We start from the raw sequence: 21,851 nt of genomic DNA, 5'->3' as shown, positions 1-21,851 counted from the left end.
TAATATTTGCTTGGGTTCGAGCGATGATAGTTTGTACACCCAAAAAAAGCTTGTTCGGAGGATGCGATCGCTTGTATTGATTTTGAGCCGAAAACTTCTGCCTGTAATGCTTGCAACAAGGGTCGGCGAAAGCTTTGTTAAATTTATTTGATTAATCGTTGAGTGACATACAAGAGTGCGATGCCTACGGCGGGCTACGCCTACGCGCTTATCATAGGGTCTAATGGGGTGCGTAGCTTGCCGCCGTAGGCATCGCTAATTATTGATGTGTTCATCCTCTCAAGCTGGGTGTAATTATTCGGATAGACGTTCTCGGAAATAAAAGCGATATAAATTACAAAGGCATTGAACTTCATTTCCTTTAAATTCAATTAAGCCCAGACTGCGTAATTTAAAAGTTTGTACAGAGTCTAACTTAACAGGAATCTCACTGTTGATAACTTTTTGGAACGCTGCTTTTAACATTTTATCTTCTTCCAACAGTGAAAGATAGGGATGTAAAAAGCCTCTAAATAATCCCTCGTCAGTGGGAGCAACTTTCAGGAATTGTTCTAAAGTTAAATTTCCTGTGGAAATTTGATAAAGAGCAGTCCTTAATAAATAAGGATGACCATCAATCATTCCCCTTAATTGTCCGATTTGTGTCTCTGACCAATTTAATTTATGTCGTTGGACTAATTCTTTTATTTGTATGTCGTTGAATTCTCCTATTTCCACAGATAAACCTACATTAAAAGGAGATTGATTGACATTTAGGGAAACATATACTTCTTGAGAATGAGCAATTACTAAACGCAATTTCTGCCAAATTACTTCGTTTTTACCGTTTTCATGCCAAGCTCGGAGTAGAGCAAAAAATTCTTGAGCAATTTCGTGATAAGCAAAAATTTTATCAATATCATCTAAGCCTAATACTAGAGGAGTATCAATATTTTTTAATAAGTATTCTTTTAAATAATTAGTACAGTTTACTTGATTGCTTAATCGTTTTCTCCAATATTTATCTATTTGTTCTTCTAACCCTAACTCTTCACTCAAAATTGCACAAAATCCCTGTAAAAAACTACTGAGATCGTTAAGACTTTCTTGACTCCATAAATTCAGAGAAACTGTGCGATACCCTTTTTGTTGACTATGCTCAAGAATGCGACTCATTAAGGAAGTTTTGCCCATCTTCTGCGGCGCTTTGATGCGGATTAATGCCCCTGGTTGGAGGATGAATTCATAACATTTATTTTCCACCTCTGGGCGCTCGATATAAAAGGATGAATTAAGAGGAACTTGACCATCAGGATTTTCAAAAATCACTGAGGATTTGTTCTCTTTTACTTTTGGTATTGGTTGTTCAACACTGCCTTGATTAATTAGCAATTGTTGCTTAATAAACTGACTAACTCCCTTGTATACTAAATTATTTGTTGATGTTGGCTTGGTGATAGAAAGATGGTCGTTATCTGTAGCCGTAGGTTGGACATCTTTGATGGCTGGGTTAGAACTATCTGGGTCTACAACTAAAAAGCCTTTGGTGGGTCTTGTTTCAAAATAAACTTTTGTAGCAATTTCCAAGGAATCAACATTTTGCCGATACCACTCGTTAAGTTGACGCAGTTGGGGAATATGTACTTTCAGTTCATCAACACTGACAGAAGTTCGTGCCAAAATCCCAATTTTATCGACTAAGTTAGCGAGATGAGAACCAGTGTGAGGAGTGGAGAGAAATACAATACCTTTTGTCTGTTCAATAACTGCTGTTTTTTTAAATGTCTGAGCATTACGCAGCATTTCTTTGATTAATAATCCACCCATGCTATGAGCGATAAAAATTATTGGGTATTTGCCAATATCATTAACTTGTAAATATTCCAGTAAATTACTAGCACGGTCAAAGAGTGGCATAGTTGAACCTCTCCATTCAAAGGGTTCAGCCTTGTAGCCAAAAGACCAAATACCTAAATCTGGTCTTTCTTGTCCCAGCCACGTTAACCAGAAATTATCATCGTCGCGTAGTTCTTGCGGATGCCAAGTTCCGCGTGCGTGACCACCTAACCCGTGAACAAAAATCACATCCCCGCACCGCTTTGGGTTGTCACATGCCGATATTTTGATTAAACCAGTCATCTCTGCGGGTTCAGGTTTTGGGGGTTTAGAAAAAATGTTAAAGGGCATAGATATTATGGGGAGAATTAGAGGATGACAAATTCTTCTTATGCCACGGCCACATCGCGACTTAAAACTAGGATACAGCGATCGCGTCACTACTCGGATTACGGTGTTACACACAAGTCGATATCACCCCCCTTAATCCCCCCTTATAAAGGGGGGAAATAAGATTTCCGGTTCCCTCCCCTTTACATACGGGGAGGGTTAGGGTGGGGTAAAACCTGTCTTCTTCAGCTATTTTCAGACTTATGTGTACACCGTAGCTAAAAAAGGGGGAACTTCTAAAGCCCCCTTTTTAAGGGGGTTGGTCGATGTGAGTGCATAAGTTCTAAAAGTGACCATGAACGGGTATTGAATACGCTGCGGTATATTCACGCGAATCCGAAAGCAGCAGGAATGCAAGAAGGCTTTTTCTATGATTTTAGTAATTATGGAGTCTATGAGCGACTTGGGGATGATGGTTTAACAACTTGGCATCTGGCTTTTTTGACGTTGGGTTGCCTCGTTCCCAGTCTTAAGACTGGGAATGTATTCCGAGAGGCTCTGCCTCTCGTCAAGAAAGAGGAGGCGGAGCCTCCCAGGATGGGTTCCCAGCCTTGAGGCTGGGAACCAGTCAAAATTCTTGGGGTAATCAATTTTTGCCGAAAGTAATTAAGGGCAAATGTAAAAAAGCATCACCAGGACAGATGCAATTACCTTGGGATACTTGGGAGGCAAATAATCCAGAAATTGTTGATGTGGCTGAGAAATTTATTTTTGCTAATTGTTACAATTCGCAAGTTGCAGTGATGATTTTTCGAGATCACAGTCAATGATTTGAGATGAAGATAGGAGTAGTGTCTCTATTTATCGCTAAAAATGTCTTTTTTTGGGAATTTTTGGGAATTTTTGGGAATTTTAACGATACTAAACTAGCTCTTTTCAAGTTCCTTTGTATTATTTGTTTTTTTCTTTGCCAGGTGCCAGGTATCGAATCTCCGAAAGTCTTATTATTGCGTGGAAAATTTACTAATAATAAATCTTTACATTTCTTTGAAAGCCTTATCTGTTAAAATTCACAAGTCTCTGCAAGAAGAGAGAATCCTTAACTTAATCCCATTACTCCCGATGTCCCTAAAAGGGAGTTCACCATCATCTGATATCACTCCCTCCCCCACTTTTAGGTTCATGGGTAATTCCTCACTTCTTCTCCACTTCCCATCCTCTCCTTTCCATCCCACTCTTTTCGTAAAATCATTATATCTTTTATCGTTAAAATTTTTAAACTTTCCCTTATCCCACAAAAAATCGAAATCGATAGAATTGCCGCTAGCCAAATATATTTTTTTCTGGACACTGTAGCCAAAATGCCCCTTGGAGTTATTTACCCAAAGTGCATCTAATTTTTTCAAATTAGCACACTTAAAGTTTCTGATATCAGTTAAATCTAAATAACCTTCAAATTCTCTTCCTGCTGAATAGAGAAGAAACCGCCAATTTTTCTCATCTGCTTCCCGCCATCTTTGCTGCTTCATCAAATAATCTAATTCATTCAATAAATGTTCCTTTAAAGGTTGATCATAATCTGTATTTGAGCCGTCTAATTCTTTAAGTTTACGATAAAGCAAAGCCACAATATCAGCATTGCCATTGTAGAGGATATTTAGGTCTAAAGTAAATAAATAAAGATTAGACTTAAATTGAGATTTTAGACTGTTGATATTTTTAAATGCTTTTTTGTAATCTGCTAAAGCCCTAACTTTATCTGAGCGTTCTTCTAATTTACCTTTAACATAGTTAATATAAACTAAAGTTGCTAAGTTGTTTGAATTCTTCTCAACTTCATTTTCTATTTCTGATAATTCTGGCAGTATTTTCTTAAAATCTATTTCAGCATTTTTTATTTGTGTTTTATTCACCTCATTTTTTTGATCAACTAGATATTGATATCCTAAAACCAGAGAACTATCCAATAAAGCCTCTTTTAGTTTGTGATTATTAATTTTATCCTGCAAAACTAAACCTGCAATATTTAAAAACTGATTCGCTTCGTTTGTTTTACCTTTTTGTTGAAGTTGAGAAGCAACTGCTGATAGTTCTCTAATTTTAACAATTGATTGATTGAGTTCATTTGTATTTTTGTTAGCAGTTTCAAGCCCTATAAATGCAGCTATTCCTAACAAAGCTGTAATCACTAAAGTGACAAATAAAACCACTAGTCCAAAACGCATTCTTTTTCTAGCAGTTACCAATTGCCTTTCTGCTTTCTGTTTAGCTTTACCTTCAATTTGTCTAGCTCTTTCTGCTGCTTCCTTTTCTTTCCTTTCCCTTTCTAATTCTGCCTGGATTTCTGTTTCTGCTAGTTCCTCTTCTCGCTCTCGTTTCCGACTAGCAGCTAAAAATTCTTTATCTTGAAAACCTAAACTTTTATTCTTTGCCCAATCTTCCGCTTCTACTAAAGCTTGTCCCCGCAATAACCTAGAATTATCCTGTTTATCTGATAATATCCACTGACGATAATTCTCTGCATAAAGACGCAAACTGGCCAAAGTTTTCTCAATCCATAAGCTGTCAAAAATGGTTTGATAAATCAGGTTATAAACCTTTAATTTACTCTCTTTTTTAACAACGATTCCCGCTAACTGTAAATCCCTCTGTTCAATACTACTATCAATATCAATTCCGCCTGAATGCCATACTTGTTGATATAAATCTAATAAGTATGATGCTTTCTGTTCATCTCTTTTTAAAATTCTATCCCGAATCGTTCTAAAATGTTCCGGTTCATCTTGAGATTCCCAATTCTGAATCACTCTATTTCTGACTAAACTCTCTACAAAAGCAGCTTCTTCACCTGGGGGAATTACAGTTGCAGATTGACGGACAAATTCACAGATTTTTTGAGTTAAAAATGGCTGTCCTCCCGTCCAATCTAAAATCGCTTTAAGTACAGCTTCCGGGTTGCTAGTTTGTCCAGAAAATCCCTTAATTAAAGGTAAAGCTTCTGCAAATTCAAATCCGGTTAACTCAATTCCTTTTCCAATATTAAAAGGAGTACGCTTTTTATCTTGAATTAACTCAGAAGGGGTGGCTACTCCCAAAAGCACAAAAGTAATGCGTTGATATTCAGGATTATCAACTCTTTGATTAAAGAAAGCACGAATTAGGGCAAAAAAATCATCAACCGGAAAATTTAAACTGAGAACACTATCAACTTCATCAATAAAAATAACAATCTGTGTGGAGATTAATTTTAGTAATTTTTCAATAAACTTTCCAAAAATCTGCACGTCAGAAAAGCGGGAATTTTCTTCCCATAACTGATCTATATCAAACTGCTCACCTAACTTTAAACTTTCAGAACCAGCAATAGTATCAATAATCCCAGAATACCATTGTTCAGATGTTATTTCTGATGTCCCAATTGCGGTTAAATCAATAGATACACAAGCAATTCCTTCACACTGTAACCTTTGCATTGTGCGGACACGCAAACTGGATTTACCCATTTGTCGAGAGTTGAGGACAAAACAAAACTCTCCAGCTTTCACAGCCTGATACAAATCTGCATCAGCTTTGCGTGTGACGTAGGTAGGTGCATTAGCAGGAAGACTACCACCAAATTGATATTGATAATCTTGGGGAACAGGCAAATTCATCGTCATACGCTACATTGCTAATACCCAGGTGATATGTCAATTAAGACATAATATACTACATGTTGAAGGCTGAAGTTTCTTTCATAAGTGCATGAAAATTTTGATTTACCAATTAGGAGAAGCAAGCTACAACCCAACCAGACAATATCAGGCGATCGCGTAGCCCAGAGCAGGCATCGTACTTTTGATCTCAATGTCTGAGCCGTCCCCCCTTAGCAAGGCTACCGTGTATACACAAGTCGAATTACCCCCCTTAATCCCCCCTTATAAAGGGGGGAAATAAGAAATCTTGTAATCCCCCCTTATAAAGGGGAGAAATAAGAAATCTTGTTCCCTCCCCTTTCCAAGGGGAGGGTTAGGGTGGGGTAAAACTGACGCGAAAAACCAGGTGAGTAACCTATTTCAGACTTGTGTATACACCGTAGCTTACCAAGGCAAGACTACAGGGGGGTTAAAACGATCTCAAATTCTCACGAATGATTTAGAACTGCTATATAAGCAACAGATACCTCAAAGTCATGTTGAAGTACTTGAAAGTCATGTTGAAGTACTTGAAAGTCATGTTGAAGTACTTAAAAGTCATGTTGAAGTACTTAAAAGTCGTGTTGAAGTACTTGAAAGTCGTGTTGAGGTATTTGAAAATCGTGTTGAAGTACTTGAAAGTCATGTTGAAGTACTGGAAAATCGTGTTGAGGTACTCTGAAGTCGTGTTGGAGTACTTCAAACTTTGTCGCACCGCGATTAAGTACACAGGTGCGTAGGTGTAGCCCGCCGTAGGCATCGCTTTCATAAATCTCCACAAACAAAGCGATGTCTACGACGGGCTACGCCTACACTTGACTTTTAAAACAGTCGCTACAATTATCCTTAAGTCAAGATTAGCAATCAGTTAGCCTGGAAGGTGGTAAAAGTTCAATAACTTCCCAAATCAAAATATCAATGATCTACTTCGCAAAAAGTAAAGTGGGAAATTAATTTTAGGGAAATATTGCTAACTCAGTTTCCGGGTCAAAAAAGTGAATCTTCTCTGGAGTTAGCGATAACCAAAGTTGCTCACCAGGTTGGACAAATCGGTCTGGTGGTATTCGCACTTGTAGATAATTGGCTGTAGTAGCAGGTTGAGAGCCTGGTTCGGCAATCTTAACGGCGAGAAAGGAATCGTTGCCGAGATTCTCTACCAAATCTACTTGTACAGGTAAATTTTTAGTAGCAGGCATACTCAAGTTCAAGTGTTCTGGACGAATGCCTAAAATTAGAGTTTTCTGATCATATTTTTGTAAGGCTTTTCCCCAGACTTCTGGGAGGGTGAAACGAAAGTGGGAATGAATAATCAACTGTGGGGCATGAAATTCTACAGGAATAAAATTCATCGGTGGTGAACCAATGAACTCTGCTACAAAAAGATTGGCAGGGCGGTTGTAAAGTTCTAGGGGAGAAGCGACTTGCTGAATTTTACCCTCAGACATAATCGCAATGCGATCGCCCATTGTCATCGCTTCTGTTTGATCATGGGTAACGTAAATTGTCGTTGTCCCCAGTTGGCGCTGCAATTTGACAATTTGGGCGCGGGTTTCCGCCCGCAGTTTGGCATCTAAGTTAGAAAGCGGTTCATCCATTAAAAATACTTGAGGATCTCGCGCGATCGCTCGCCCTAGTGCAACCCGTTGTCTTTGTCCGCCAGATAGCTGTTTAGGTAAGCGATTCAGCAATGTTTCAATTTGTAACAGTTGGGCAACACTACGCACCTGCTCATCCACCGCCCGTTCTTTGTCAGAAATGTAGTGCAGTCCTTTAGGTAGCTTTCTTGTCGCCCCCACAAAAAGATTTTCTGCCCACGTCCGAAGATAAGAAGTATTTTCTCCTCTGCTCCCCTGCTCCTCTGCTCCCCTGCTTCCCCTACGACGTAACCCAAAGGCGATGTTATCATACACCGTCATGTGAGGATAAAGGGCGTAATTTTGAAACACCATTGCGATGTCGCGTTCCTTCGGTGGTAGGTCATTGATCAAGCGATCGCCTACCCAAATATTACCGCCAGTCATCACTTCTAACCCGGCGATTAACCGCAGCAGGGTGCTTTTACCACAACCAGAAGGGCCCACCAGCACCATAAACTCGCCATCTGCGATCGTCAGGTTAATCCGCCGCAAAACATTGACACTTTCTGCACGTTCTCGCACTGCATCAGTTTTCCCTCCAGACTTGAGTGGGAGTTCGGTTTGTGAGGCAACACTTTCCCCTTTACGCGAGGAAAAACTTTTATAAACGTTTTCTAAAACAACTTGGGACACAACTGTTAATTATTGTCATTGGGCATGGGGGAGGCAGTGCGGTCTTGGGTTGACCCAAGTGGAGCAACTGCCGTCATGGGGCATTGGGCATTGGGGGAGAATCACTAATAACCAATGACTAATGACACTTTAGCGCCCATAATAATACACGTTCTGTTTAATTAAGATCAAAGGGGCGAAAAGTTGATTTTAGAGTAATACGCTTGGGTTAAGACTTGATCCTTCCTAACCCTCCTTAAAAAGGAGGGAATTAAGCCCCACTTTTTCAGGGGAGCCACTGTGTTGGACGGGTTAAGAGACTTAAACCAAGTGGCGTGGGTTGGGGGGAACTTCCGAGTCAGATTATCACTAACCCAAGTGTATTGGATTTTAGAGTACCAAATCTTGATTGTTCATATATCATTTATGGACAAGTTAGTAAATCATCAAAGCACACCTGCAATATTTATTTACAACCGATCCTATTGAAAAAGTATCTTGGCACATCCCAAATTTAGGTTACTTTCCAGTTGGGAAGGTAAAATCAGGGTTTGAAGCTATAATTACACGATTTATCTGTTTCAGCATGAACAAAAAATGGGCGGTAAAGCGAATCACTATAAACCTGGCATTAAATGAAGCCAAGAACCTTGAAAAGTATTGTGAACAGACAGGCAGACCAGCAACAGATGTGATTCGAGAACTCATTCGAGCCTTGCCACTGGCGAAATAAAAGTAGATTTGCGAACCATTTCCCCTTGGTTCATTCTCAAGATACAAGCATTAGAATTTGGTTGAATTGGAGGTGTTAAATTAACGAGTGGTAATTTTTTGTAAGGATTGAGAGGGACGTAAAAATTGAGTTAAGGCGTGCTACGCCCGCCGTAAACGAGCGCAGCACGCCGAAAACAAGATAACGTGATAACTATTATTGAGTTGCACAATGAGGAGTGAAAGACTGTTTCTCCGGTTCGGCGACTATCCTTATTCTGTCGTCACTTCCGTCAGAGAATAATCTATAACCCTTGTTTTTTAGTATTTTTTCAACAAACAACAGTATTGAAATAGCAAATATCCAGTCGTAAGGGTCTAATCTATGATTACCGCTCTTGAATTACTCTCGTCAGAGGAAATTTAAAAACCTTTATTCCAATCTGCAACACCTTCTACTTTAGCTATGACTCTTTTTTCCTGGGGCTTTTCAGACTTGGCGTGAAAAGTCAGTTCAAGGCAAGGCTTGAATGAGTTGCCGAATCACATCTATTGCTGGTCTACCTGTCTGTTCACAATACTTTTCAAGGTTCTGGGCTTCATCTGATGTCAAGTTTAAGGTAATTCGCTTAAGCGCCCTTTTTTTACTGGAAGTTGCCAAACGGGGAAATTTAAGTGCAGCAGTTTTATTCATTGATTGATACGCTAGATATATATACAAACTTTCTTTATCAAGATTGCCAATTCAAAACTATTTTTACCAGTGAAAATCGAGATTTTGAGATTGAACTTAAGCTTTACGCCCCAAACATATTACTGAAAAGTCAAGGTATTAAACAACTAGCAGCACACGTAAGGAATCTGCTATTACCCAAGTGCAAAAAGCTTTCGGCTGAAGATCTGATGTTAGCAATGCCTCACAGACTAGATTATCTGTTGAGCAAGCGGTGTTGACTTACGCAGATGAGTGGATTGCCAAAGGTAGTTTTCATCAGTGAATATTTTGGTAATATACCTGTTTTAAATCTTCTGCAACATGAGATTATTCGTTTGTTATGGCTATCACCTCATATCTATAGCAACCTAGTAGATAATTCCTTTTAGTCAAAGGTAATTACACGAACAGTGAGTTAATACATGACTTTACAAAATTGGAGACGCAAGCGTGGCGTTGCACTTACTACCAAGGGGTTACAAAAAATTAAGGAAGCAAAGCATCAGTCAGAAGCAAAGGAAAATTTTGGAAATAGGTACACTCTCGAAGAAATGAGTGCACGATCGGGGTTATATTCCGCTACCATCTCGAAAGTATTGAATCGAGAAGGAGGAGTTGACAAACAGACTATTGAAAAGCTTTTTTCGGCTTTTAACTTAAAAATAGATAAAAGTGACTATTTAAGCTCAAATACTCGTCTAGATTGGGGAGAAGCTATCTTTAACTCAGTTTTTTATGGACGTACAGAAGAACTTACTACCCTAGAGCAATGGATTCTCAATGAGCACTGCCAATTGGTGGCACTATTGGGAATAGGAGGCATTGGTAAAACGGCGCTGTCTGTAAAGCTTGCTCAACAGATTCAGGACAACTTTGAGTATGTGATCTGGCGATCGCTACGAGAAGCTCCACCTGTTAAAATTATTCTAGGTAACCTAATCCAATTTCTATCTGACGAACAGGAAACAGAAGGTAACTTACCAGAAAGCTTTAGCAATCGGGTATCGCGACTACTCTACTATTTACAAAATCATCGCTGTTTAGTGATCCTTGATAATGCAGAGTCAATTCTCCGCAGTGGTAGCCGCGCCGGACTTTATCGAGAAGGATATGAGGAATATGGTGAGATTTTAAGACGGGTAGGAGAAGCAACTCACCAAAGCTGCTTAGTGCTCACTAGTCGTGAAAAACCTAGAGAAGTTGCATTATTGGAAGGACAAGCACTACCTGTTCGCTCATTGCCACTAAGTGGTTTGAAGGTGGCGGAAGGGCAAGAAATCTTAAAACTCAAGGGACTATCGGCGGCAGAGAATGAATGGAAAGTAATGATTGAACGTTATGTAGGCAATCCATTAGCCTTAAAGATAGTTGCTACGACTATTCAAGATGTTTTTGATGGTAATGTGACTGGATTTTTGCAACAAGACACGGCTGTTTTTGGAGACATTCGCGATATCTTAGAGCAGCAATTTGAGCGCTTGTCAGATTTAGAAAAGGAAATAATGTACTGGCTAGCGATTAATCGTGAGCCGATAACGCTCTCGGAATTGCGCGAAGATATTATGTCACCAGTACCACAAGCAAAATTACTGGAGGCTGTGGAATCTCTGGGAAGGCGATCTTTAATCGAGAAAGCTTCTTTCCGAGAGGCTGACGCTCGTTCGCCCTTGGCGTCTCCCCTTGGGAGAGGACTCGCTACCGCTTTGCTAATGCCAACGCCTATGCTGATTGAAAAAAGTGAAGCACTATTCACACTTCAACCTGTGGTTATGGAGTATGTGGCTAGTAGATTAATAGAACAAGTCTGTGAAGAAATTGCCACTAAGAATATTGATTTATTCAGACATCATGCTTTGATGAAAGCGACGGGGAAAGACTATGTTAAAGACACTCAAATTCGCCTCATCATTAAACCAGTTGGAGATGGGTTGCTTAATATCTTAAGAAGCAAAAAAAACATTGAAAATCAGTTAACTCAAATTCTTGCAAGACTGCGAGAAGAATCTCCACTAGAACCAGGGTATACGGCTGGCAATATTCTTAATCTGCTTTGCTATCTTGAGACGAATCTAAATGGCTATGATTTTTCTTATTTAACAGTTTGGCAAGCAGATCTACGCAACATAAATTTGCACAATGTAAATTTCGCTTACGCCGATCTAGCTAAGTCTGTTTTTGTTGAAACTTTAGGGGGTATTCATTCGGTGGCATTTAGCCCTAATGGAAAACTCTTGGCTACGGGGGATACTAATGGTGAGATTCGCCTGTATAAGGTTGCGGATGGAAAACAATTGCTTATCGTTAAAGGGCACACAGGTTTTATCTGGCCAGTGGCTTTTAGTCCCGATGGTCAGATTTTTGCTAGTGGCGGTGATGACCAAAAGGTGAAGCTATGGGATACTAATACGGGGCAATGCCTTGCAAATTTGCAAGGTCATAGTGGTGGAATCTGGTCAATTGCTTTCAGTCCAGACAGTCACCTGCTTGGAAGTAGCAGTGAAGACCATACGGTGAAGTTGTGGGACACTAGCAGCTATCAATGCCTCAAAACTCTGCGGGGACATAGTAATCGCGTTACATCAGTCGCCTTCAGTACTCAAGGTACTACGCTTGCCAGTGGCAGTGATGATCAAACGGTGAAGTTGTGGGATACTAGCAGCGGTCAATGCCTCAAAACTATGCAGGTTGATAATAGTGGGAGTAAATCAGTTGCTTTCAGCCCGGATTGTCAAACTCTGGCCAGTGGCTGTCATAATCAAACTGTGAGGTTATTTGATGTCAGTACAGGTGAATGGCTTCAGACTCTGCATGGTCATACTGATTGCGTAAATTCTGTTGCCTTCAGTTCTGATGGTCAAACGCTGGCAAGTAGCAGTGATGACCAAACGGTGAAACTCTGGGATACAAGTACTGGTTGCTGCCTTACCACTCTACACGGACATAATAGCAGGGTTTGGTCAGTCGCATTTAGTTCTGAAAGTAAGATACTAGTAAGTGGTAGTGATGACCAAACAGTGAAGCTGTGGGATACTAGCAGCGGTCAATGCCTTAAAACATTGCAGGGTTATGTTAATGGGATTTGGTCGGTCATCTTCAACCCTCAAGATCCTATGATACTTGCAAGCGGTAGTGGTGACCAAACGGTAAGGTTGTGGGATGCTAGTACTGGTCAGTGCCTCAAAACTATGCGTGGACATAGTAATCGAGTCACATCAGTAGCCTTCAGTCCTCAAGGTACTATACTTGCCAGTGGCAGTGAAGACCAAACAGTAAAGCTGTGGGATACTAGCAGCGGTCAGTGCCTCAAAACTATGCGGGGACATAGTAATCGGGTTACATCAGTTGCATTCAGCCCCCAAGGTAGTATGCTTGCCAGTAGCAGTGAAGACCAAACAGTGAAACTGTGGGATACTAAGACCTGGCAATGCCTCAAAACCTTACAAGGTCACACTCATTGGGTATGGGCAGTCGCTTTTAGCCAGGACAGTCAGATGCTGGCCAGTGTTAGTAATGACCAAACAGTAAGGCTCTGGAATGTCAGCACTGGTCGTTGCCTTCAAACTATGTACGGTCATACTGACTGGATTTGGTCAGTCGCCTTAAGTCCTGATGGTAATACAGTGGCGAGTGGCAGCTTTGACCAAACGGTGAAACTCTGGGATGTCAGGACAGGTAAATGTATTGGAACTTTATATGGGCATACTAGTGGCGTATACACAGTTGCTTTTCTGGATAATTGCACCCTGGCAAGTGGCAGTGGTGATCAAATGGTCAAGCTATGGGATCTGAACACAAGCAGTTGCGTAAAAACTTTGTTAGCACATACCAAGTTAGTCTGGTCGGTCGCTTTTAGTCCCGATGGTCAAACCTTGGTTAGTAGCAGTGAAGATGAGACTATTAAGCTTTGGAATGTCAAGACAGGTGAGTGCCTGAAAATTTTGAGAAGCTATAGACTCTACGAAGCGATGAATATTACTAAGGTGAGAGGTTTAATTGAAGCTCAAAAAATTACTCTGAAAGATTTAGGGGCGGTTGAGAAACAGGAGTAGACCACACTTACTGCGCGGTATATCCCCCATCAATTATCATGTTATGCCCTGTAACAAAGGAAGCTACGTCCGAACACAACCATACCACAGCTTCTGCAACCTCCTCCGGCTTGCCAAGACGTCCTACAGGATGCCCAGCTGCAACTTGAGCGAGTAGGTCTGTGGGCACATCTGCTAACATATCAGTTTCAATACTACCGGGACTTATAATATTGAGCCGGATGCCAGATTTGGCGTATTCTATTGCCGCTGATCGCGTTAAGGCAATAACTCCACCTTTAGTGGCACTGTAGGCGGCAGTGCCTGCGGCACCTATCACACCACCAATTGAAGCAACGTTTACAATTGCGCCGCCCTCTTGTTTGAGCATCGTGCTAATCTCGTACTTGAGGCAGAGCCACATTCCTTTGAGATTTACGTCAAACATTTGGTTCCAGTCTTCTTCCGGCATTTCAATCAGTGGTCTGAAAACTGCGCGTCCGGCATTGTTACAAGCGCAGTCCAAACGACCATAAGTATCCACTGTTTTGTTAACCAACGCTTCCACTTCAGCTGCCCTTGATACATCGGTTTGAACGAAAATAGCCTCTCCTCCTGCCTCTTGTATGCGGCGCACAGTCTCCTCCCCCTCGGCAATTCTACGACTGGCAGCCACGACCTTTGCTCCAACACGTGCAAATGCGATCGCTGTTGCCCGACCAATGCCTGATGAAGCCCCAGTAACTAATGCTACTTTTCCATCAAATTGAGCTGTCATAGGTGTGACTTTCCCTCTAAATTGCTTTGTTCTGCATTAACTGATAACGGCGTTGCAGTGCCGAAACTGCACCTAAAGCACCAAAAGCCAATACCCCTAACACATTAGAAGCTTCAGGGACAGACACTGGCTTCAGTACTGAAAATGCAGATTCTGCAATCAGCCGATGAGCTGCGGTTGTAGGATGAACTGGGTCCCAAAATAAAAACTTGTCTGGATTACAGGCGACTGATTGGGTAGGCAAATTTAAGGGCACTACTGATAAGTCTTGTATACAATAGTTGGTAGCATTTGTCAGTCCGAATTCCCTTGGTTCGGCGATTATCCTACTAAATAAGTCATTAACATTGAAAGGAATGATGTTGATATCAGGGTCTAGTTGCTGGTTCAAAAAGTTGATGGTCGCGTTTAAGCCAGAGTTATGTGCATTGGTCAACGTACTGAATAAGCTGGGTATTTGACTATTGAAGTTTGCAACTGGAAACTTTCCCAAATCTGGCTGATTAACTACCATAATATCTTGAGCGCCTATGGCAGCAAGCGATGTCACCGCTGCTGATATATTTGCAACTGCCTGATTAGGGTTGGGAACACTCCCGGCAAAGTAACTGAAGTAATCATTAGCACCAGCCCACACAATATAGAGAGCGTTGGGATTCGCAGACGGATTTTCTGCTGTAAAGCTAGCGATTTGCTGTTGCAATCCGGGTGACCCAGGAACGCTAATGTTATTGACTCCGGTGGTAGCCCCTCCAAAAGCAAAATTGGTGCGAGGATTGAAAGATAATCCTAAGTCTTGTGCCAGATATTCTACCCAAACTGGACCATTGGAAAAACGGCCATCAAAGTATGTCGGACTTGGGGGAAAGGTTTTATTTGTGGCATTGAATGCATTTCCTGTATCAGAAAAGCTGTCACCAAAAACATAAATATCCTTATAATTCTGTGCCGCTGAGATTTTAAGCGGAAACATGAAAGACAATAGGATAAATCCTGTCGTCAGAATTGTTTTTTTCATTTAACTATTGGCTATACTTTAAATCCTGGTGAATATATTATCAAGGAATGATACTTTTAGTTTCGGAATTTTTTACTGTCGAATCAGGTTCATTGACCGGAACAGGACCTAGCGCCACATTGCCCCAGCGGATCACGCTTGCAGAGGCAGAACTAGCTGCGCCAAAGCCATAGATCAAAACCAAGTCATTTTCGCGAATTTTGCCAAGCTGAACAGCGTGGTACAAATTGGCTACAGTTAGCGCTGCTCCAATGTTTGCATAGAGAGGGTAGACATTAATTGTGCGTTCTGGGTCAATGCCCAATACACGCGTACAGAAGCTTGCAAACCAAGCAGTCGGAGTATTGAAAATAAAAAAGTCAATTTGCTCCAGGGTAACACCAGCAGCAGCAATAGCCCCCCCACAACAAGTAAGGAGTAGATCCGCAGCAGTTTCGCCGATCACTTTATTCGTGCCCTTGGGCACCTGCATCTGAAGCCGTTGATTGCCTTGTTCGTTCTCAGTAAGTTTAAAAGAGAATTGATCGCACAAGATACTCGTATTAACTGTCTTTGTGCCAAGAATGCCTTGGTTCGGTTTTAGTGAACTAACCAGGAAAGCTCCAGCACCATCGCTAAAAAACCATGAAAGAGTATCGTCTTTATCGAAGAAGCGAGAGTACGTACATGAGATCGCCACTAGCACATTGCGGTGTATTCCTGCTTGTACTAAAGCACAAGCAGTTTGAAGGGCAATCGGGGTACTAGCACATGACGCATCAAGATTCCATGCGCCACACTGTAGTCCCAGTTGACGAGCAAGGAAGGCGGCATTGCCAAATCCGATTTGTTCAGGTAAAAACGAGGCGACGAGCAGGAGGTCTACGTCGTTGACAGAAAGCTTTGCCGCTTCGAGGGCATCCTTTGCTGCCCGATACTCCAGGGTCAGCGACGACTCACTGGGAGCAAGTATCCGCCGCTCAACTGTGCCACGAAAGGGGTCTTTTAAATATGGCATCATCTCCAACTCATACTCATTGCTGGGGGTGGAGTTAGAAAGCGAAAACAGCGTTGCCAAGCTTTTTTTCTCGACAGTCGCGAGCAAATCTGGGTAATTTTCTCTGTAGTAATCTTTTGTACATCTAATGCTGGGAAAGCTCAATGCTAGCGAACAAATACCTACTGGGGGATGCACCATGTTCAATTTCCTGTTAATAGTTCGTAGTCACCTGCGAAATTAAGTTATGAATACGATTCCCAATTGGCGCAGTTTGGGTAGAGTCAATGATTATATCAACAACGAACGGACCAGTTGAGGTAAGTGCTTTCTCTAGTGCTGTCTGAATGTCAGACTCACTTTCAACGCGGATACCATCAGCTCCCATACTCTGGGCAATTTTAACAAAATCCGCCTGTGGAATCTGTGTATGCACACCCTTAAACCCAAGTAAAACCATACCTTGATCGCACATGTTGTAGCGCGAGTCGTTGAGTACAATCCAGACAGCAGGAATCTGGTGTTGCACGGCCGTACTTATCTCATTATTCATGAGCATGGCACCATCCCCAACAATAGCAACAGCCTTACCATTCCTTGCCAGTGCCGCACCCACAACGCCCGTAACGAAATGCCCCATAGACCCAAAGCCAGTGCTAACGCGAAAGCGGCCTGGTTTAGTAAATTGCAGATGGTGAATTCCCCAAGCAAACGAGTTACCCGATTCAGCCATTACTACTGCATCGCTTCTTTCAACAATCACCTGTTGAATCGCATCCATAAGTACTTTGGGTCGCACTAAATCACCTGTACATGGCTGGATTAAATCAAGTTCGGGTCGAGGCAGCGTTACCGCCGTTGAGCGACTATTACTTACACAAAAGTGCTTCAGCAGCTGCTTCATAAACACTTTTACGTCAGACTGGATAGCAAACGTCTCGGCATATGGATACGCCGCTCCTGGCACATCTGGGTCGATGTCAATATGCAAAAATCCTTGCTGGGGGATCATGGTAGGGTTCCAGAAGGAGGTAAACTCACCAAGGCGCGTTCCCAGAACCAAAGTATGCAAAGGACAGTACTCCTGCATATATGTCAAAACAGACTTGTGTCCAGCAAAGCCTGTGACTCCTACAAATTGTGGATGATCTTCGGGAAAAATCCCTTTACCACGCGGCGAACACATTACCGCAGCCCCTGTTCTCTGAGCAAGTTGGCGAATCTCTTCGGCAGCATCGCGCGCACCGAAGCCAACCCAGATGGCAAAGGGGCCTTCAGACAGTAACCGCACACATTCTGCGATTGTTTCCTCACTTGCTGTTGCCATAGCATGAGACAAAATCAATCTTGGTAACGATGTATTGACTGAACTTGTCTGGATGTTTGTAGGGATACTTAGATGCGCGACAAATCCTTCGGGCCGTGCTAAACCAAGGCCAAGGCTTCGAGAAATCTCTGTGAGTTCATTGCTACATTCGAGAGTGGTCGCGTAATGGAATATTTGCCCGGAAGTAAAAATACTTGTGCTGGGCATAGTGTACGCGCTGGTTTCCTGGAAAGCCCACCGACCGCGCTGTGGTGCTGAAGTTGAAGCTGACACAAGAATCACCTTAGCGCCCTCCCAACGAGCAGCTAACAATCCTGTCAAAGCGTTGGTGATCCCCGATCCTGTAGTAGTGAATACCACAACTGGGCGATCGCTAGCAAAATATGTCTCAATGGCGGCAAAAGCGGCTCCGGCTTCGTGGCGAAAGTGCAGCACCTGGATGGAACTTTGGTGTAATGCAGCCCACACTGGGGCGATCGCGCCTCCCGAAACACCAAACGCATACTGCACTCCCATCTCTTCCAGGATTTTTACCACTGCCTCTGCTACCGAAAAAGTTACGGATGGCTTGCTATAAGATGGTTGTTTTGTTGAGTTTAATTGTTCAGTGGTATTCGCTTGTGTATCCTGAAATTTCACATCCATACAAACTATACTTAGGACGAATTTCCTCTGTGGGATAACATTATCCCACACCCGAAGTAGGTCGGCGTAAATATTTGTCGTTCAAATCAAGCAGCAAGCAGCTATGCCGGAGGCAAGAGGCAAGAGGCTTTTAGCCTACTTCATCTTTATTAAGATAGTTTAGTTTTTTTGTGTCAATCTACTTGCTTATCTTCACACAGTTTGGTACTTTATTGTCTACCTACTTCAACTCTGCTTTGATATAGAAGAAATGTTCAGAGACTTTAAGAGCGACAAATGTGGCGATGCCTGCGGCGGGCTCCGCCAACGCAGATGGGTTCACCCGTCTTTTGGTTTGTGAAAACTGAACACTATTAATCAAGCTCTGGAGTATAAAAAGGTGATTGACTTCAATCAGTACAAGGCTTTAACTTTCGATTGTTACGGAACCCTAATCGATTGGGAGAACGGCATCTTAGGGATGCTAAAGCCACTTCTGCTGGCACATAACACTAATTTGGATGACGATCAAATTCTGGAGCTTTTTGCTGAATTTGAAGCAGAATTGGAAAAGGGGAATTATATCAAATATCGGGAAGTTTTGAAGAGAGTAGTCCAGAAATTTGGTGAGCGATTTAGCTTTGAGCCAACTGCTGACGAACTAAATTCACTTGCTGATTCGATTCAGCATTGGCTGCCTTTTGCCGATACAGTTGACGCACTTAAAACCCTCAAGCAAAAGTTTAAGCTGGTAATTATCTCAAATGTCGATGACGATCTCTTTGCTTTCTCGGCAAAGCATTTGGAGGTGAAATTTGACCAGATAATCACAGCAGAACAGGCAAAAAGCTACAAACCTTCTTTAAACAACTTCAGACTGGCTATTGAAAGAATTGATTTGCCGCTAGAGCAGATATTACATGTTGCTGCTAGTATATACCACGATATCGTTACAGCCAAATCTCTAGGACTATCAACAGTCTGGGTGAATCGTCGAGCAGACCAACAAGGAGTTAGCGCCACAGGATCAGCAATAAGTCAAGCTGACTTAGAAGTGCCGGATTTAAAGACTCTCGCGGCTTTGAGTTCCCAGATTAACTAGATTAACTCCTCAGATTAAATTCTTTAGAGTGAAACAATACTGATCAATAAGTGCTGAGTGCCTAGCACTGTTTCGATGAGGATTTGTTGTTACAAAACGAAACAGGGATTGCAACATAGATTGATTCTGCCTTAATCTGGAAAAACTACTATGCCAGTTTCATGCCACATTCGCCCTTCTTTTGAGGGCGACGCGCAAAGGACGGGTGACGCTCTCCTTCTGGCTCTCCAGGATCAGCGCCCTGCCGATAAACTTGTTCAATAAAACACTTTGATAGCCTAAAACGATGAAAGCATCTGCTAATTTCGACTTTGAAGACGAGAAATTCAATGCACCGCCTTCTCAAGTCATCCCTTGGTGTCAGATGATTAATCCTCGGTATGGCACAGATGGTATGCAATCTCACGGTTTGGCGATTAAGCTAGATAATGCCCATGCTGTCGGCTTTGTGCCAGATGATAATTGGCAGCAAGTGGAGCATGAATTTAGCTCTGGAGTCGAAACGGTCTTTATTACCACTAGTCCACACTTGGTTTTAGTGCGTCGGGGGCCATTGTCTGTCAAAGACCGGGAAAGTGGTCTAAAACTGGGTACGCTCAAAGAAAATTATGATGCTTTTTTAGCCGACAAACTTAAATTTAAAACCTTTACTCGCTATCTAATTTTTATAGTGGGTGAGAATAAAAAGTTTTTACATGAATCACCACTACAACTAACTCTTAATGGTGCTGCCGGAGCGAGTTTCAGCAAAACCTACTGCGAGTATCAACAAGGCAAAGTAGTTAGTGGATTCGTTGCGGAACTAGAAAAGGCTTATGCTGTTTACCGCAAGCAACCCTTGACACCAAAAGGCCCTTTGTTTCACGCTCACGGGATTTTTTGCCCCATAATTGAGTGTGAAGAAAGAGGTATTGAACCAAATACAGTTCTGGTAGCTTCAACTGTAGACTACAAACATCCGACAGTAGGAACTTTAACACAATATTTAATTGCTTCCGATTCTCTTGAGTCTGCAATGATTTGCAAGAGTTTTGAAGAATACAAAGATTTTGGGAAGGAACCTGTAAAATCAGAAACACCTAAATTGGCGATGGCAGGAGTTTCCAACTCTTACGTTTATGCTGATGAAGATGATTTTGCTTATCCGCCGTACTAAACAAAGTGAGGAGTGAGGAGTGATGAGTTTTGAATTAATAACTCCTAACTCCTAACTCCTGTACAGACGCGATTAATCGCGTCTTTAATCCTTGAGCAGCAAATAATATAGTGAACCATTACCGCCTGTGATGCCAGCGCGATCGCCTGCTAATTTCCCAGACCCCATGAAATAATCCACCCGGCCCGGGCCTTTGATGGCGCTTCCTGTATCCTGATCAAGCACAAAGCGGCTAACAGTACGCCTCTCTAGTTTGCCACCACTGGCAGGATAGGGAAATGAATTGTAAATCAGCGCTAGCGCTCCCGGTGGCATGAGAGACTTATCTGTAGCAATGGAACGTTCTGCTGTCACTGGCACATGAATACTACCTGTAGCTCCAGTACCACCAGTTTCCTCGAAGAAAACAAATCGTTCCCAGCGGGGCAGATAATTGCTCAATTCCTGTGGCTTTTGCCGGAAGTAAGCAATCATCCGTGGTAGCGTCAATCCATTCAGTGAAAGTTTGCCATCTTTGGCTAGTTCTTTGCCGATACTAGTCCACGGGTAATCAGTTCCACCTGCATAGCCAACTGACGTTGTTTTGCCATTAGTTAACTTAATTTGGGCAGAACCTTGGATATGTACCATGTATGCATCTAGGCGATCGCGGAACCAAAGCAGTTCTAAACCGCGCAACTTGCTCTTATTCCCTTGTAAACCATCCTTCCCTTCCAAATCGATTCGTTTTGGGTGGGGTTTAGGCCATTGGCTGAAATCAGGTGGTAGCCGATAAAGCGGATACTTATATATTGATGTCCTGACACGGCTAGCGGTGTAAACAGGTTCGTAGTAAGCAGTGAACTTAACAGTACCCTTGCCATCGTTGCCCACGGATTGGTAGAAGACAAACTCACGGCGGACAGCGGCTTGTAGTTGCGCTGCTGACTTAGAACTGACAACCAGTTGGCGGAAACGTACCAAACTCCTCTGGACACGATCAAGGGTAATTTCCTTAACTGGATAATTTTGATATACTGCGATCGCCTCTTTCTTTGTTAGGTAAAGCAGACTGTTGTCAATAGAAGCCAACAACGCATTGCGATCGCCTTTTTTACCTGTTTGACCCCAAATTTGGTCATCCCAACCCACCAAGCAAGTCTGCCGGAACGTACAATCGCTTGCGATCGCGATTGGTTTTAGCGGTGGCATTAACTCAGGAGTAATTGGTACTGGCAGAGGTGGGAGATCAGGAGTAGTCGGTATTGGCAACGGCAGTAAGTTAGGAACCTGAGCAACAGCCGACCAGAGAGGGTTTACAAGGGCAATTCCCAGACTTAAGGAAAGGAAAGCAAGGGTTTTTCTCATC

General features: G+C 42.3%; 15 protein-coding genes. 6 read left to right on the top strand and 9 right to left on the bottom strand.

Features of this window, described 5'->3' with window-relative positions; translation table 11 throughout:
* Window positions 1–294: 294 nt before the first annotated feature.
* Window positions 295–2,166, bottom strand: coding sequence for an AAA-like domain-containing protein (locus V7K30_RS29160; RefSeq protein WP_335005340.1), 1,872 nt, complete (start codon window positions 2,164–2,166; stop codon window positions 295–297).
* 632 nt (window positions 2,167–2,798) lie between these two features.
* On the opposite strand from V7K30_RS29160, the gene V7K30_RS29155 reads away from it, so the two are divergent.
* Window positions 2,799–2,975, top strand: a complete 177-nt coding sequence (locus tag V7K30_RS29155; protein ID WP_335005338.1) for a hypothetical protein — start codon at window positions 2,799–2,801, stop codon at window positions 2,973–2,975.
* 240 nt (window positions 2,976–3,215) lie between these two features.
* Here V7K30_RS29155 and V7K30_RS29150 read toward each other — a convergent pair whose 3' ends face one another.
* Window positions 3,216–5,804: an AAA-like domain-containing protein gene (locus tag V7K30_RS29150; protein WP_335005336.1), complete on the bottom strand. Its 2,589-nt coding sequence runs from the start codon at window positions 5,802–5,804 to the stop codon at window positions 3,216–3,218.
* 382 nt (window positions 5,805–6,186) lie between these two features.
* Between V7K30_RS29150 and V7K30_RS29145 the strand changes: the two genes are divergently transcribed.
* Window positions 6,187–6,501: a hypothetical protein gene (locus V7K30_RS29145; protein ID WP_335005335.1), complete on the top strand. Its 315-nt coding sequence runs from the start codon at window positions 6,187–6,189 to the stop codon at window positions 6,499–6,501.
* Window positions 6,502–6,775: 274 nt separating this feature from the next.
* Here the strand turns inward: V7K30_RS29145 and V7K30_RS29140 are convergent, their stop codons facing one another.
* Window positions 6,776–8,089: an ABC transporter ATP-binding protein gene (locus V7K30_RS29140; protein WP_335005333.1), complete on the bottom strand. Its 1,314-nt coding sequence runs from the start codon at window positions 8,087–8,089 to the stop codon at window positions 6,776–6,778.
* A gap of 565 nt (window positions 8,090–8,654) precedes the next feature.
* Between V7K30_RS29140 and V7K30_RS29135 the strand changes: the two genes are divergently transcribed.
* Window positions 8,655–8,801 carry a CopG family transcriptional regulator gene (locus V7K30_RS29135; RefSeq protein ID WP_335005331.1) on the top strand — a complete coding sequence of 49 codons (147 nt, stop codon included), beginning with the start codon at window positions 8,655–8,657 and terminating at the stop codon, window positions 8,799–8,801.
* Between the two features lie 492 nt (window positions 8,802–9,293).
* On the opposite strand, the gene V7K30_RS29130 is transcribed toward V7K30_RS29135, so the two are convergent.
* The gene (locus tag V7K30_RS29130; RefSeq protein ID WP_335005329.1) at window positions 9,294–9,473 is read right to left on the bottom strand and encodes a CopG family transcriptional regulator; all 180 of its coding nucleotides are present in this window, start codon (window positions 9,471–9,473) and stop codon (window positions 9,294–9,296) included.
* 443 nt (window positions 9,474–9,916) lie between these two features.
* Between V7K30_RS29130 and V7K30_RS29125 the strand changes: the two genes are divergently transcribed.
* Window positions 9,917–13,543, top strand: a complete 3,627-nt coding sequence (locus tag V7K30_RS29125) for an NB-ARC domain-containing protein (protein WP_335005327.1) — start codon at window positions 9,917–9,919, stop codon at window positions 13,541–13,543.
* Window positions 13,544–13,550: 7 nt separating this feature from the next.
* On the opposite strand, the gene V7K30_RS29120 is transcribed toward V7K30_RS29125, so the two are convergent.
* The 4 genes from V7K30_RS29120 to V7K30_RS29105 are packed head-to-tail and all read right to left on the bottom strand — an operon-like array spanning window position 13,551 to window position 18,266.
* Window positions 13,551–14,300, bottom strand: a complete 750-nt coding sequence (locus V7K30_RS29120) for an SDR family oxidoreductase (RefSeq protein WP_335005326.1) — start codon at window positions 14,298–14,300, stop codon at window positions 13,551–13,553.
* Between the two features lie 16 nt (window positions 14,301–14,316).
* Complete coding sequence (locus V7K30_RS29115; protein ID WP_335005324.1) at window positions 14,317–15,318, bottom strand: SGNH/GDSL hydrolase family protein; 1,002 nt, start codon at window positions 15,316–15,318, stop codon at window positions 14,317–14,319.
* A gap of 40 nt (window positions 15,319–15,358) precedes the next feature.
* Window positions 15,359–16,495, bottom strand: a complete 1,137-nt coding sequence (locus V7K30_RS29110; protein ID WP_335005322.1) for a 3-oxoacyl-ACP synthase III family protein — start codon at window positions 16,493–16,495, stop codon at window positions 15,359–15,361.
* Between the two features lie 13 nt (window positions 16,496–16,508).
* Complete coding sequence (locus V7K30_RS29105) at window positions 16,509–18,266, bottom strand: ScyA-related TPP-binding enzyme (RefSeq protein ID WP_335005320.1); 1,758 nt, start codon at window positions 18,264–18,266, stop codon at window positions 16,509–16,511.
* Window positions 18,267–18,645: 379 nt separating this feature from the next.
* Between V7K30_RS29105 and V7K30_RS29100 the strand changes: the two genes are divergently transcribed.
* Together V7K30_RS29100 and V7K30_RS29095 are read left to right on the top strand one after the other, a co-directional pair.
* Window positions 18,646–19,347: a haloacid dehalogenase type II gene (locus tag V7K30_RS29100; RefSeq protein WP_335005318.1), complete on the top strand. Its 702-nt coding sequence runs from the start codon at window positions 18,646–18,648 to the stop codon at window positions 19,345–19,347.
* 286 nt (window positions 19,348–19,633) lie between these two features.
* Window positions 19,634–20,503, top strand: a complete 870-nt coding sequence (locus tag V7K30_RS29095) for a DUF5895 domain-containing protein (RefSeq protein ID WP_335005316.1) — start codon at window positions 19,634–19,636, stop codon at window positions 20,501–20,503.
* A gap of 84 nt (window positions 20,504–20,587) precedes the next feature.
* On the opposite strand, the gene mltA is transcribed toward V7K30_RS29095, so the two are convergent.
* Window positions 20,588–21,850: a murein transglycosylase A gene (gene mltA / locus V7K30_RS29090; RefSeq protein WP_335005567.1), complete on the bottom strand. Its 1,263-nt coding sequence runs from the start codon at window positions 21,848–21,850 to the stop codon at window positions 20,588–20,590.
* Window position 21,851 lies beyond the last annotated feature (1 nt).

Source organism: Nostoc sp. (genome assembly GCF_036917655.1).
GTDB lineage: Bacteria > Cyanobacteriota > Cyanobacteriia > Cyanobacteriales > Nostocaceae > Nostoc.
Note: the sequence above shows the minus strand (reverse complement) of the source record. Positions and strands in the feature narration are given on the sequence as shown.